Annotated in this window: 11 protein-coding genes and 2 pseudogenes; 6 read left to right on the top strand and 7 right to left on the bottom strand. The window is 57.2% G+C overall.

Going from position 1 to position 13,197, the window contains the following annotated elements; translation table 11 throughout:
• Positions 1-14: 14 nt before the first annotated feature.
• Positions 15-317 (bottom strand): DUF1244 domain-containing protein, encoded by a 303-nt coding sequence (locus ACZ1GM_RS02930; protein ID WP_472678614.1) that lies wholly within the window; start codon positions 315-317, stop codon positions 15-17.
• Between the two features lie 53 nt (positions 318-370).
• Here ACZ1GM_RS02930 and pyk point away from each other — a divergent pair.
• The 3 genes and pseudogenes from pyk to ACZ1GM_RS02915 all read left to right on the top strand — a co-directional run bounded on the left by pyk (position 371) and on the right by ACZ1GM_RS02915 (position 2,501).
• Positions 371-1,826, top strand: a pseudogene (gene pyk, locus ACZ1GM_RS02925) (pyruvate kinase).
• A gap of 12 nt (positions 1,827-1,838) precedes the next feature.
• Positions 1,839-2,309: a DM13 domain-containing protein gene (locus ACZ1GM_RS02920; protein ID WP_472677688.1), complete on the top strand. Its 471-nt coding sequence runs from the start codon at positions 1,839-1,841 to the stop codon at positions 2,307-2,309.
• 33 nt (positions 2,310-2,342) lie between these two features.
• Complete coding sequence (locus ACZ1GM_RS02915) at positions 2,343-2,501, top strand: DM13 domain-containing protein (RefSeq protein WP_472677687.1); 159 nt, start codon at positions 2,343-2,345, stop codon at positions 2,499-2,501.
• A 48-nt stretch (positions 2,502-2,549) separates the two neighbouring features.
• Here ACZ1GM_RS02915 and ACZ1GM_RS02910 read toward each other — a convergent pair whose 3' ends face one another.
• Positions 2,550-3,704: a hypothetical protein gene (locus ACZ1GM_RS02910; protein ID WP_472677686.1), complete on the bottom strand. Its 1,155-nt coding sequence runs from the start codon at positions 3,702-3,704 to the stop codon at positions 2,550-2,552.
• A 241-nt stretch (positions 3,705-3,945) separates the two neighbouring features.
• Here ACZ1GM_RS02910 and ACZ1GM_RS02905 point away from each other — a divergent pair, with 241 nt between their 5' ends.
• Positions 3,946-4,650, top strand: coding sequence for a response regulator transcription factor (locus ACZ1GM_RS02905; protein ID WP_472677685.1), 705 nt, complete (start codon positions 3,946-3,948; stop codon positions 4,648-4,650).
• Positions 4,651-4,784: 134 nt separating this feature from the next.
• Positions 4,785-5,186 (top strand): hypothetical protein, encoded by a 402-nt coding sequence (locus ACZ1GM_RS02900; protein ID WP_472677684.1) that lies wholly within the window; start codon positions 4,785-4,787, stop codon positions 5,184-5,186.
• A gap of 10 nt (positions 5,187-5,196) precedes the next feature.
• Here the strand turns inward: ACZ1GM_RS02900 and ACZ1GM_RS02895 are convergent, their stop codons facing one another.
• The 3 genes and pseudogenes from ACZ1GM_RS02895 to ACZ1GM_RS02885 form a co-directional block, all read right to left on the bottom strand.
• Positions 5,197-7,380, bottom strand: coding sequence for a CHASE2 domain-containing protein (locus tag ACZ1GM_RS02895; RefSeq protein WP_472677683.1), 2,184 nt, complete (start codon positions 7,378-7,380; stop codon positions 5,197-5,199).
• A gap of 46 nt (positions 7,381-7,426) precedes the next feature.
• Positions 7,427-8,737 (bottom strand): FecR family protein, encoded by a 1,311-nt coding sequence (locus ACZ1GM_RS02890; protein WP_472677682.1) that lies wholly within the window; start codon positions 8,735-8,737, stop codon positions 7,427-7,429.
• A gap of 227 nt (positions 8,738-8,964) precedes the next feature.
• A pseudogene (locus ACZ1GM_RS02885) lies at positions 8,965-9,234 on the bottom strand (flagellin); the annotation flags it as partial.
• Between the two features lie 202 nt (positions 9,235-9,436).
• On the opposite strand from ACZ1GM_RS02885, the gene ACZ1GM_RS02880 reads away from it, so the two are divergent.
• A complete protein-coding gene (locus ACZ1GM_RS02880) occupies positions 9,437-11,140 on the top strand; it encodes a solute:sodium symporter family transporter (protein ID WP_472677681.1) in 1,704 nt (567 codons plus the stop codon).
• Positions 11,141-11,144: 4 nt separating this feature from the next.
• Here the strand turns inward: ACZ1GM_RS02880 and ACZ1GM_RS02875 are convergent, their stop codons facing one another.
• Positions 11,145-12,056 (bottom strand): TauD/TfdA family dioxygenase, encoded by a 912-nt coding sequence (locus ACZ1GM_RS02875; protein WP_472677680.1) that lies wholly within the window; start codon positions 12,054-12,056, stop codon positions 11,145-11,147.
• Between the two features lie 5 nt (positions 12,057-12,061).
• Positions 12,062-13,135, bottom strand: a complete 1,074-nt coding sequence (locus tag ACZ1GM_RS02870) for a Gfo/Idh/MocA family protein (protein WP_472677679.1) — start codon at positions 13,133-13,135, stop codon at positions 12,062-12,064.
• Between the last annotated feature and the right edge of the window lie 62 nt (positions 13,136-13,197).

The raw sequence follows: 13,197 nt of genomic DNA, 5'->3' as shown, positions 1-13,197 counted from the left end.
GATTTTTCGACGCTTCATTTATTTAACTTCAGGCTCTCTTCCATACGCTGGAGTTGCTCCTTAGTAGCCGGGCTCTGTCGCGTCGCTTTCCATTCATCCATGGGCATACCGTGAATGACTTCCCGCGCCGCCGCCTTGTCACCATCAAAGCCGGCATCGCGGATCCAGTCCGCCAAGCAATTGCGACAAAACCCCGATAATCCCATCAGATCGATGTTCTGCGCATCATGACGATGCTGCAAATGGCGAACCAGACGACGAAAGGCCTGTGCCGCTACGGCATCAGGTATTTGATCGACCGCATCATTTTCTTGCATCATTACGCGCTTCTTTCTTCAACTTGTCGTGGACCTCTGCCATAGCGCCGCCAATGACAAAATTCACGCCCCGCGATCGCAAGGTCAAAATTCTCGCCACTATCGGCCCCGCCAGCCGTTCACCAGAGATGCTCGAACGCCTGTTCAAGGCAGGCGCGGACGCGTTCCGCGTCAATATGAGCCATGGTGAGCACGAAGATCACGCAGCGACGATCTCGGCGATCCGTGACCTTGAGGCGAAGTATGCGCGCCCAATCGCGATCCTGGCCGATTTGCAGGGCCCCAAACTGCGCGTCGGCAAGTTCAAGGATGGCAAGGCAGTGATCCGCCATGGCGGACATTTCACGCTTGATCGCAACACCGAACCGGGGGACGAAAACCGGGTTGAACTGCCGCATCCGGAACTGTTCGGACTGCTCGACAAGGGACAGCGTCTGCTCATCAATGATGGCAAGATCCGGTTGCGCGTCATCAAGGCGGACGAAAACGAGATACTGTGCTCAGCCGAGGTCGGCGGCGTGATCAGCGATCGCAAGGGCGTCAATGTGCCGGACGCTGAGGTACCAATCCCCGCCCTGACCGATAAAGACCGGCGTGATCTCGCTTTCGCGACCGCGCAAGGCGTCGACTGGATTGGTCTCAGCTTTGTCCAGCGTCCAGAGGATTTGTCTGAGGCCCGTCGTCTGATGGATGGCAAAGGCGCTCTATGCGCAAAGATCGAGAAACCCATGGCGGTACGGCGCCTCAATGAGATCATCGAGATGTCCGATGGGATCATGGTCGCGCGCGGCGATTTGGGCGTCGAACTGGAACCGCAAGAGGTCCCGCCTCTGCAGAAAAAGATCGTCAACGCAACCCGCATGGCTGGCAAGCCGGTTATCGTTGCGACGCAGATGCTCGAAAGCATGATTGAAAGCCCTGCACCGACCCGTGCCGAGGTGTCTGATGTCGCTAACGCTGTTTATGACGGCGCAGACGCGGTGATGCTTTCGGCGGAAACGGTACGCTGGCGATTGGCCGCAAGAAGCGGTAACGATTATGGACAAAATCGCCGCTCAGGTAGAGGCCGATGACGCCTATCTTGACCGCGTGCGCTTTCTCGACACACCGCCAGATGCAACGACAGCTGACGCGCTTGCACATAGCTGCATGACGATTGCCGACACCGTTTCAATCAGCGCAATTACCGTCTTTACAGGCTCTGGCTCAACCGCGCGCCGCGTAGTTCGTGAACGGCCAAGCGTGCCGGTTATGGTGCTGACGCCATCAATTACGACCGCACGCCGCGTCGCCTTATTATGGGGAACACATGCGGTGGCGACTAAGGATATTGGCAGTTTCGAAGAGATGATTGCCAAGGGCAAACGCATGTGTCTGCGTCATGGGCTTGGTCAGGGTGGTAGCAAGCTGATCGCGCTCGCTGGGGTGCCCTTTGGCACGCCGGGCAGCACGAACTTGCTACATGTTGTCACACTCAGCGGTGATGAACTCGAAAAGTATGATGGATAGGGAGCTGCACCGATGAAGCGTTTGATAGTCTTGGCTGTGACGCATCTTGGCGCAATTGCAGTGGGCTTCGGGTTGGGCGTGTATTTCTTGCCCATCATAACCGCCCAGCCCGCGCCCGACACCGCGACCCTGCAAGCAGAGGCCGCGCAAGCGGAATTCACTGCGCAGCTGACCCGCGATCTACGCGGCAGCGACACGCTGCACTGGGGCGAAGGCACGATCAGCATCACCACTGACACTATCGTGCATCAGGGCGAATTAGCTCCTGGACCAGACTACAAGGTCTATCTGACAAAGGACTTTGTTGAGCATGAGGACGAGTTTGAGCCCGTCAAAGACCGGTCCGTTGTCATCGGTGATGTGAAGAGCTTTGACGGATTCCTGCTGGACGTACCAGAAGGCGTGAATGTCGCTGAATACACCACGGTCGTCGTGTGGTGCGAAACCTTTGGCGAGTTTATCACCGCTGCCCAATATCGCTAGCTCGGCACAAAGCCAGTCGCGATCACTGCGGGCGTGCCCGTCAAAGACCGGTCCGTTGTCATCGGTGATGTGAAGAGCTTTGACGGATTCCTGCTGGACGTACCAGAAGGCGTGAATGTCGCTGAATACACCACGGTCGTCGTGTGGTGCGAAACCTTTGGCGAGTTTATCACCGCTGCCCAATATCGCTAGCTCGGCACAAAGCCAGTCGCGATCACTGCGGGCGTGCCCGCCCAATCGTCAGTAGATCACCGACGTTCCAATATCATTGCCGAATAGCAGGTCATAATTGAGTTCCTGCATACCAAGCAGCAGATTGGATTGCGTCATGGCCATCATTTCGACCGATTTCATCTCGAAATATTTCGTCGCAGCGGCTTCATAGAAAGCAGTTTGAGACTTCATTGAGCCGCGGGCAATCCTGTTGCGTTCGGCTTTGGGGAAGACATCCATGTTCGGCAAGAGACCACGCAACACGATCATTCTGGCCGCGCCACCCCACTCAACAAATGACTGTTCCGGCATCTCGAAAACGTTAATTACAAACTGGTCGCTGCCGCGCGATCTCTTTATGATAATGAATGCAACACCCTTTGCGCCGCCGAGGTTGGTTCGCGCGAAGGATATCCTGAAATCGCTGCCATCGAGGCTTTGCCAAGCTTCGATCTTTTCCAACTGTGGCCTGCCCGTGAATTGGACGCCGAAATACTTCTCAATCGCACCAACGGCACCGCTGAAATCGCGCACATCATATTTTGGTCCGGTTTGCCCGACCGTAAAACGTGGTGACGCAGGGTCGTCATGATTTTGGACAGCCCACCACTGCCCTTTCTTAGGCCATTTGCCCGCCACGCTAAGGCTTGCAGGCGGAGAATACTTTCCAGGGCTGACGCGCCGCTGAGGTTTTTCGGCATTTCGGCTCTGCGATTTCGCGACAGCCGCGACAGTTGACCGCTTGGTACCGCCGTCCCAGTTTGCCGCCAAGAGAGTGTTTGCCTGGGTAAGACCACCGGCACTGCGCGCTAACAGCACATTTAACCCGTCTCCGACAATTTTCGCTGAAAAATATACATCGCCGTTCTCGGTCATTCCTTCGCCGCGCAATGCGGTCGAGCCCCCGCTACCAGACGTGCGATAATCACCAACGTCGATCCACATGACAGATAGCGCTTGAAGAACAGCGTCTTCATTCCATTCACCCAGGGAACAGCTACAACCCTTTTCAAGTTCAGCGCGGTAGGCAACCCGCATCACTGCCCGGTCTGGCCCAGAGTAAACCGATCCGACGTCATTGTTGGTCGTTTCTGTCCAACCCGCAGGCGGAGAGGCCTGAGCACATCCCGCGAACAATGCCGTACTGAGCGAAATCGTGAAAACCTTGTGAAGAATAGTCACCGTTTCTGTTCCTCCATAGTGCCATAGACCATAATCGTGGCAAACGATTTCACCCAATGCCGTGAGACCGACAGTGTCGTGCGAGAGCCGAGGCGAGCAAGACAGCCATGAAAGCCTGTCAGCGCTTGTAAAGACTTGCAAAAACTACATGAAATTGGGGCCGCAAACTGGAAACGCGCAGGTTTAAATGTAACATACGAACATCCTGAGTGGTGGGTGGGTTGAGAAGGAGACCGTGACAATGAGGGTAGCTATCGCAGATGATGAGCAGGAACTGCTCGAACAGGTCTCATCTGTCATCCTATCCGCAGGTCACGAGGTCGACGGTTTTCGCAATGGCATGGATTTGCAGAATGCCCTGCAGCGAGAGACCTATGACGTTGTTCTTCTAGACTGGAATATGCCCAACAGATCCGGGCTCGACGTAGTAAACTGGGCGCGCGATAACTTGTCACCATTGCCCCCGTTTATTCTGCTTACGAGCCGTCACGACAAAGGTGATATTGTTCGCGGCCTCGAAGCTGGCGCGATTGACTACATCGTTAAGCCTGAATCCGACGAAGTGATCAGAGCGAGGGTTGAAGCAGCCGGTCGCCGCACACGGGCGGACACTTTGCCGAATGACGCGGAATTCGGAACATACACTCTCGATCGGCGAGAGAAAGCGATCACATTATCCGGCGACGCGGTCCACCTGACCGCCAAGGAATTTGACCTGATCGATCTGCTCTTTCAAAATCTCGGGCGTCCTTTGTCGCGTGGCTATCTGTTTTCCAAGGTATGGGGCAGTCAGGTCGACCTGGAAACACGCACCATCGACGTTCATGTCTCGCGTTTGCGGGCCAAATTGGACCTGAAGCCAGAAAACGGTTTTGTGATCAGAACCGTTTTCGGGTTTGGTTATCGCATGGATGAATATATAGAGGGCCCTAGCGATAACGGTTAGGATCCTAAATGTCCCCGGAAAGGCACGCCTTTCACCCCAGGCATATGATGCCATTATTGGCCGCCGCGATGGTATCTGCTTGCGCTGTTTACGAGCCGCCAGCGATCCAATCGAGCCAAGGGGCCCCTCAGACAGTGCCATCTGTTAGTCTCACCGCTCCGGACGAGACGCAGACGAACCGCGTCGCGTTTCATAGTGCGCTTTCTGATGAATTTGCCGCGCGCCGGGTGGCCATTGCAGACACTGCCCCCGCTATCGCGGAATTCTCAATCTCGACCAGTCCGGCAGATGTCGCATTGCTCGCGAGTGAGGCCGGCAAGGCTGACGACCCCCCGCGCCCCATCGCCGATCCGCGAAAGCCGCAATGGACTGACGGGTGCGAAGCCGTGCGCGTGCGGGCAACGCTGGCCCTGTTTGATCGCGCCAGTGGTGCCCTAAGACAAAATAGCACAGCACATGCGACTATCTGTGCCGGTGGTGATCCGCCTTATCAGGAAATGGCCAGTACTCTCATCGCTGACCTTCTTCCCCAGTGAATCCTGGAACCTAGCAACCCGCTCCGCCTGAGCACGGCAGGCTGATCAAAAAGCGCGTTCCGGCATCTTTGCCCGATCGCACATCAATCGTTCCGCCATGCTCATCAACAACCTTCTTCACATAGGCAAGGCCCAGCCCTGCACTTGGCCCGGCCTTGTTATTATGGGCCCCGAAACGGGCGAAGGTGTTATCCATCCGCTCTGTCGGAAGGCCAGGCCCCTCATCGCTCACTTCGATTTCGATAGAGCCGGAATCTCGTCGTCGCATAGTCACAGAGACAGTTTTCCCGTCGGGCGAGAACTTGATGGCATTACCAATCAGATTATCGACCGCTCGCGATAGCGCCGACGGGTCAACCAGACAGAATTCCGGCTCTTCCGGCAGATGCGTGGCCAAAACGATATTCTTGCGCTTAGCCAAAGGGTACGCCCGATCATTTGCCTCGTGCAGCAAAGCGCCAATATCAGTATCCTCGCGCTCAATCCCTTCATATTCAAGCCGGGCTATCTGCACGAAATCATCCGTCAATTTGAGCGTTCGCCGCGCCTGGTTTTCAATCCGATCAAACCGGTCGGTTTGCGGCATGGTGTTACCCATCTGCCCTGCAAGGCCGATGATCGCGACCTGCGGTGACCGCATATCGTGCGAAAGAAACTCCAGCATTTCGCGGCGCTGATTTTCGCTCGCCCTGATCCCTGTAATATCTCTCAGCGCTACAACCTCGCTTTCTTCCCCCAGATCAAGCGGAGATCGCGCGATCAGGAAAACGCGCCCGTCATCAAAGGTCAACTCGCCCTTTTGCATGTCACAGACGGCGCCAACCTCGTCGACCATTTCCCGAAACGTTTGGAAGGTGTCCTGTTCGTGCGCATGAAAGATCGATTGCGCCCGCTCATTCATCAAAGACAGCGCGCCGCCCTTGTCAAACACCAACATCGCGTCGGGTGAAGTGGCGAGAACTTGGCGCAAAAAGGTCAGACGCTCGCTAGTTGCGCCAATAAGCCCGCGAATACGCGAGACCTGTTGCGCGATCGTATCAAAGCCCGAGCCGGTTTCGCTATCATACCCGCGGATAACGCCATCGAGGCTACGCGCCTCCGCCTCGAGAAACCGGCTGACCGATGCCAATCTGCGCCAGCCCCAGAGAGGATAGGCCACCACAATTCCCAGAACGGCAGGCCCAATGGGAAGCCATAGCCCCGCCCCTATAACCAGCGCGACAGACAGACCGATCAGCAACACGATCAGGCCAAGAGAAACGTAAAGAGCAGCGCGCGGTGTCAGCCGCCAAAAGGCCAGAAAAAGCGCCGCCATCGCTGCAAGGAACACCAGTGTCCTGATCCAGTCGGTGAGATCATAGACAAGCAAATCTTGCCGGACTGCGTCGAGAAAGTTTGCCTGGATCTCGACGCCGGGCATAATCCGGCCCGCATGGGAGGGCACGGCATAACGGTCACCCAAACCTTGCGCAGTTGCCCCGACGATCACAGTCTTGCCGGAAAGGAAGGCCGCAGGCACACGTCGTTCAATAACATCTGCGGCGGACACGCTGGTATATGATCCTGCGGCGTGCATCGGGGCGATCGGACTTTGATCAGCACCGCCGATCTGCAGGCCATCTACCTTGCCGCCCGCCGCTGTAACAACCGCCAGATGCGGATAAGGTCTTTCCTCACTTTCAATCAGCGGCTCATAGCGCCTGACAATGCCATCCCGATCAGGGAATACGGCGACATGACCCAGATTGAGCGCAGCGCGCTCAATTTCACCAATCGGCAGGATCGCGATCGTCCCGCTAAGGGCGCCCGGACGCGGGGCAAATGTATGCGGGACAACCACATTTCCAGCGCGATCAATTGCGCTGGCCAGTTGGGCATCCGCCTCGGGCTCGGTGGGCTCGATAAACAGGACATCCATCACCACCAGTCCGGCATCGAGGCTGGCAAGACCATCAATCAGTTCGGCATGTCGTCGCCGATCCCATGGCCAATTGCCGACCTCGCTTAACGAACGGTCATCAATTTCGACCAGAACGATCTCTTCTGAGGGCTCGCCCAGACGTTGCTCAGTGGCAAAATCAAGCAACGCTGCATCAATTCGATGTGTCCATTGCTGCTGATGAGCGATCAGCACCAGAGCGACGCTGGCTAGAAGTAACAGCGCCCATTCGCTCAGCAGACGGAACTTTGTCATGCGCCTCCAACGATTCGATCAGCCACGACGAACTCGGCTGCCAGCCTTAGTCCGTGACCGATAGCTCTTGGGCTGGACCCCATACCTTTATCGTTTCGCCCTCATCAATCTGAAAGGCGGCAACACGCCATTTGTAGTCGTCAGGAGCGAGGTTGGAGACAAGTATTGCGGTATTCTCCACACCCACCTCGTCAATCAAAAGAGATCCCGGCGCATCGGTGCGCCAGAGCTGGAATGCATTAAACGTTTTGCCCGCACCGGTCGAACGCCACGCAAATTTGAATGCATCAGCCAGTGGCGACTCCTCAATACCGCCTTCTGCGCTCAGACGCTTCCGGCGGAATGTGGTAGCCTTGGAAAGCCCTTCGAGACCCGATGCCGATGCTGCGCGAGCGCGCACGAAATAACGGCCATCGTCCAGCCCTTCGAAACTCACATCGCTGTCATCCACGACCTGCTCTTCGATTATCTCGATAAAGCCAGCGTCGCGCGCGATCTGGGTGCGGTATCGGTCAGCGCCCTCTAGCGGCGTGATTGCGAACTCTACCGCCTCGTCTGTCTGGATGCGCCCGGCATCGATAATTTCAGGCGCTGGCAGCAGCTGTTCCTGCTCGCCCAACGCCCCGGGCAATGCCGCAATGCCAAAGCCCGCAGGTGTCAGACTTTCTGTTTCGCCTACAGATACCGCGACTTGCCCCTCGACAACTTCGGCAAGGCTCACTTCTTTGTCGGGATCAAAACCAACACGAAACTCTGTGCCGCGCACGGCTGTTACTGCAACAGGTGTACCGACACGATATCGGCCATCGCCATCGATTTTGGGTGCAACCACCTCGCCGCGCCCTTTTAACACGCGCAGCTGAATGTCGATCTTGCCATTGATGAGATAGCGGCGTGCGTCGACCAATCTGGCGCGCGAATTGGACGGGATGGAAACCCGCGAATCCCCCTCGCCGCCGATGGAGACGAAGCCGCGTCGGCCGGTCGAAATCTCAACACCTTCGCGCATGGTGAGGCCAATCTGGGGCGCGATAGTACGCCCATTGAGGCTCAGCGCGACGGGGCCAGAAAAACTCTGAAGCTCCAAGCCGACATCTTCATGCTTGAGCAGTCGGCGAGGGATGGTGAGCACTTTGCCGATTTGCAGGCGGCGCGGTTCGCGAATGCGGTTGATAGTCTGGATTTGGCGGATTGCGGATGCGTTGATGAAATAGTCCTGTGACAGCGCATAGAGCGTGTCGCCACGCTCCACCGTGTAACTTATCGAACCTTCTGGTGCGGCTAAGGCTGGCGCGCTTGCGAAGCCAAACCCGACGCCCAAAGCGAGCGCTTTCAGAGCATGTGAACGTGGCTGCATCGGTCAATCTCCCATCATCGTGCGCTACGCTAGTCTATTTGTCGTCCGTTCGCCCAGCACTTTAACCCCTTGGGCAACGTGATTTTACAGAAATTTCTCTTGGTCGGTAACATCATCCATCGATGCGCCCATCGCGATGGACCTGCGCCCACACATGCACATGCAAAAGCCCGCCCCGCATTATGCGAGACGGGCTTGCTTGTACGCCAATGTTGACCGAGGCGGTCTTACCGCAGCAGTGAGAGTACATTCTGCTGGCTCTGGTTCGCCTGAGCGAGCATCGCCGTAGAAGCCTGGCTCAGAATTTGGGACTTCGCCAAAGCGGTAGTTTCGGCGGAGTAATCCGTATCCATGATCCGCGAACGTGCGTCGGACAGATTTGTCACTGTGCTTGTCAGGTTATTGACGGCTGAATCCAGCCGGCTCTGACCGGCGCCCAGCGTCGCTCGGGCGGTTGAGATCGCGTCGATCTCTGTCCCGATCGTGCCCAGCAGCGTGTTGGCTGCAGCCGCTGTTGATACGTCATACGATCCGGCTGCGCCGCCGTTTGCCGCGAGCGTGGTGAGGTTAGCCATCGTCAAAGCGACCGTATCGGCTGAGTTTGACCCAGTCTGGATTGTCACTGTCGGGGTCTCGATCATTCTTGAGGATTGATCCGCACCGCCCGCTGGTCCATCCTCCTTGCAAAGTCGGGGGAATATGGACGGGTCGTTACTCTTTACCGCACTGAGCTGTGTCGCTGCGATGGCGCTGGTCGCCTGGGTCAGCTGGCTCAAAACGCGTGGGCAAACAGAAACGAAAGATGGCTATTTCCTCGCCGGCAGAGGGCTTGGCGCAACTTTTATTGCCGGGTCACTGCTGCTAACAAACCTGTCGGCAGAGCAGCTGATCGGCCTCAATGGGTCGGCCTATGGCCACAATTTGTCGAGCATGGCGTGGGAAGTCACTGCCGCCATCGCGACCATCGCCATGGCGTTTCTGTTCCTGCCGCGATACCTCGCGGGGGCTTTCACCACTCTGCCTGAGTTCCTGAATGATCGGTTCGATCCGACCGTCCGGCGTATGTCCGTGCTGCTGTTTATGCTCGGCTATGGATTGGTGACGATACCGTCAGTCCTCTATTCCGGATCGCTCGCGGTGATGCAGTTCTTCGACGTGCCCCAGCTGACCGGGTTGAGCACGTTTCCTGCGCTGCTGCTAACCGTGATTGTGATCGGCCTGACCGGGGCGGCGTATGCAGTCCTTGGCGGGCTAAAAGCCGTTGCGGTGTCCGACACGCTCAATGGCATTGGCCTGCTGTTTATCGGCATGCTGGTGCCTGTTCTGGGCATCATGCTGTTGGGCGATGGCAGTTTTGGCGCGGGCTTTGACCGGCTAACCAGCGACCATCCTGACAAGCTAAACGCCATCGGCAGCGCGGACGATCCAACACCGTTTGGCACCATCTTTACCGGCATGATTTTCGCCAATCTGTTTTACTGGTGCACCAATCAATATGTCATTCAACGCACGCTGGGTGCGCGGTCTTTGGCAGAGGGGCAGAAGGGCATCCTTGCCAGCGGGTTTTTCAAGATCATGGTGCCATTCATGATGATGATCCCCGGCGTGATCGCGTTCCATCTGTACGGACCCGGCATGGGTTCGATTGACGAGGCCTATCCGCGCCTGATCCGCGATGTTCTGCCGACCTATCTGACTGGGCTATTTCTGGCGGTGTTGCTCGGTGCAGTGTTCAGTTCATTCAACTCGCTGCTGAATAGCGCCGCGACACTCTTCACGCTCGATATCTATGCGCCCGCGCGCGGCGGCAATCTGTCCGATGCGCAACTTGTGCGCACGGCAAAGATCGTCAGCGTCATTATCGCGCTGTTTTCTTTCGGGGTCACGCCATTGCTCTATTTTGCTGAGGAAGGGTTATGGCAGGTCGTGCGCGTCTTCACCGGCTTCTACAACATTCCGACGGTCGCGATTGTCATCATCGGCCTGTTTACCCGGCGCGTGCCAGCATTGGGTGCGAAGATGGTCATCATCTTCCACGTGACAGCCTATGGCCTGATCCGATTTGTGTTCGATGACGTGATCACGCTGCACTTCATCCATCTTTACGCGGTACTTTTTGTGATTGAGATCGCGATCATGCTGGCGGCGGGATATTGGCGCCCGCGCGAGCAAGCTTATGTGCCGCCAAATAGAAGCGAAGTGGACATGACACCGTGGCGCTTTGCCCGGCCAACCGCGTTCACGCTGTTTAGCTGCGTGGTGGCGCTGTATCTGCTGTTCTCGCCCATCGGGGTGGCGCAGATTGGCGGGGCTGGTGCGGTGCTCGCGACGCTTATCGCCGGGCTGGCACTGGTGAATGGTATCGTATGGGCGATGTCTGCCCGCAAACTCGCACTTAGCTGATCACTCAACTAATCAGCGAGGCCAAGACCCGGCGTTTGCCCGCAAACGGCCTGCGCCCATGCATCATGGCAAAGTTATCGACCAGCACGACATCGCCCGCTTGCCACATATGATCATGCGTCAGCTCTTCCGCCAGAGCGATCACCGGTGCCATATGCGCCTCGGCAATCGTCTCGCCATCGCCAAATGTCAGCGCGCGCGAGGGATCATTGCGGCTGTCTGACCACCCACGAAAGGCAGCGATCAGCTGATTGAAAAAGCTCTTCCGCCCATCACCGAGGTCGCGGACCGCGTGCAGCGTCGCGGTGGTAACACGCAGGCTCTCGTCATCCTGCCATTCCCACGAATAGCCGAGGTCGCTCAGCCTTGCCTCGCCCTCTTCACGCGTCGTCACACCCAGCGTGCTGCGCCAGCTTCGTCCCTGCCCCGATCCGGCATCATCGCTGGCGGGCATGGTGTTGGTATAACGCACGCCGCGCGTCTCAAATTGCTCCGCCAGTTGCGTATCCTGCTCAACCAAGCGGGCGAACAACAAGTCTGATCGGCACAGCGGGGTCGCTCCGCCCTCTTTCGCGGCAATCTCACAATAAAAGAACAGCTTGCTGGGATAGAGCGGCGTTTGTGCCATCTCGTGATGTAGATGAATTTCGGTTGTCGGCGGCGCTTCATTGGCGGTGAAGACACGCGGGGTGACATTCACCCGCATGGCATTGGATAGCGATTCCTCATAGGTAAAACCCGGCTCGCCATACGCCTCCACCACGGCATCAAAAGCCTCAGCATCGGGCACATTGAATCCGCGCATCAGCACCGCACCGCCGCCGCCTAACCCGGCATCAACCGCGTCTTTATGCATTGCGAGGAAAGCAGGCAGGCTGCCCTTGCCTTCGATAATATTCGGCGTGCTCTCAGACATACTCGTTAATCCGCAAAGTTCAGCTCTATCGGCAGTCCGGTGGCAATCGATTGTTGTGCCGCCGCGCCCATTTCAACCGATCGCGTGCCATCCTGTGCGCTCAGTTTTGGTGCCGCGCCATTCACCAGCGCATCGTGAAAGTCGCGCAGCTGGAAATACGTCGCGCCGTGATGATCGCCAGCGGCCAACGCCTCCTCAGGTGTCTCGATATGCTCGACTGTCACGCCGCTTTTGTCACGCGGAGACCAGGTAACCGTGGCCGCCGGAATGGCCACATCCAGACGGCCCTTCTCGCCCACGACATAAATCTCTTCCTGCTGCTCGGCCCCTTCCGCAAACATGCACAGATCAAGCACTGCGCGCGCGCCGCCGGCAAAGTCGGCCATGACATAAGCATTGTCGATGATGTCGGGGGTCTCGCCATCATAGCGTTCGTCGAGATGGTTCACGTCCTGCCCACCGCTGGCAAAAATCCGCACCGGCTCATCGCGCAAAATATGTCGCATCAGATCGAAGAAGTGACAGCATTTCTCCACCAAAGTTCCGCCGGTGTTACGGTTAAAGCGGTTCCAGTCGCCGACTTTCTCCAGAAATGGGAAGCGATGCTCGCGAATGTACAGCATGCGGATGTCGCCCGCCTCGCCCGCATGCGCACGCTCCACAAACCGCGCGACGGGCGGCATATAGCGATATTCGAGGCCGACCCAGACCAGTGGTTCATAGCACTCCAACTCAGCCTCAAGCTGCTGAGCATCGGCAACCTCTGTGCAGAACGGTTTTTCGACCAGTATCGCGACGTTATTCGTCATCGCCGCGCGCACCACTTCGAAATGGGTGAAATTCGGCGATGCGATGATTACGGCGTCGACGGAGTGCGCCGCGTAAAGATCAGCCGCATCTGCGTACAACGCCACCTGCTGTCCCAGCTCCTCAGCCAGTTCAGCCGCCGCCTCACGTGACCCCGCGTCCAGGTCTGCAATCGCAACCAGCTCAGCATCAGGCACCAGCGCGATATTGCGCATATGCTCGCGGCCCATCATCCCGCAGCCGATAATCGCATATGTTCGTTGATTGCTCACACATTGCGCTCTGTCCTGTGATCAGCGCATAAGCAAGCCAATCTGACCACCGGGCCACATTT

This window comes from Qipengyuania sp. JB2-7 (assembly GCF_055693485.1).
This window is presented reverse-complemented; position numbering and strand designations above follow the sequence as displayed.

Bases quoted from the DNA above. Each gene is read 5' to 3' on its own strand.
- ACZ1GM_RS02930 (WP_472678614.1), bottom strand. From the start codon at position 317: ATGCAAGAAAATGATGCGGTCGATCAAATACCTGATGCCGTAGCGGCA.
- ACZ1GM_RS02920 (WP_472677688.1), top strand. From the start codon at position 1,839: ATGAAGCGTTTGATAGTCTTGGCTGTGACGCATCTTGGCGCAATTGCA.
- ACZ1GM_RS02905 (WP_472677685.1), top strand. From the start codon at position 3,946: ATGAGGGTAGCTATCGCAGATGATGAGCAGGAACTGCTCGAACAGGTC.
- ACZ1GM_RS02895 (WP_472677683.1), bottom strand. From the start codon at position 7,380: ATGACAAAGTTCCGTCTGCTGAGCGAATGGGCGCTGTTACTTCTAGCC.
- ACZ1GM_RS02890 (WP_472677682.1), bottom strand. From the start codon at position 8,737: ATGCAGCCACGTTCACATGCTCTGAAAGCGCTCGCTTTGGGCGTCGGG.
- ACZ1GM_RS02880 (WP_472677681.1), top strand. From the start codon at position 9,437: ATGGACGGGTCGTTACTCTTTACCGCACTGAGCTGTGTCGCTGCGATG.
- ACZ1GM_RS02875 (WP_472677680.1), bottom strand. From the start codon at position 12,056: ATGTCTGAGAGCACGCCGAATATTATCGAAGGCAAGGGCAGCCTGCCT.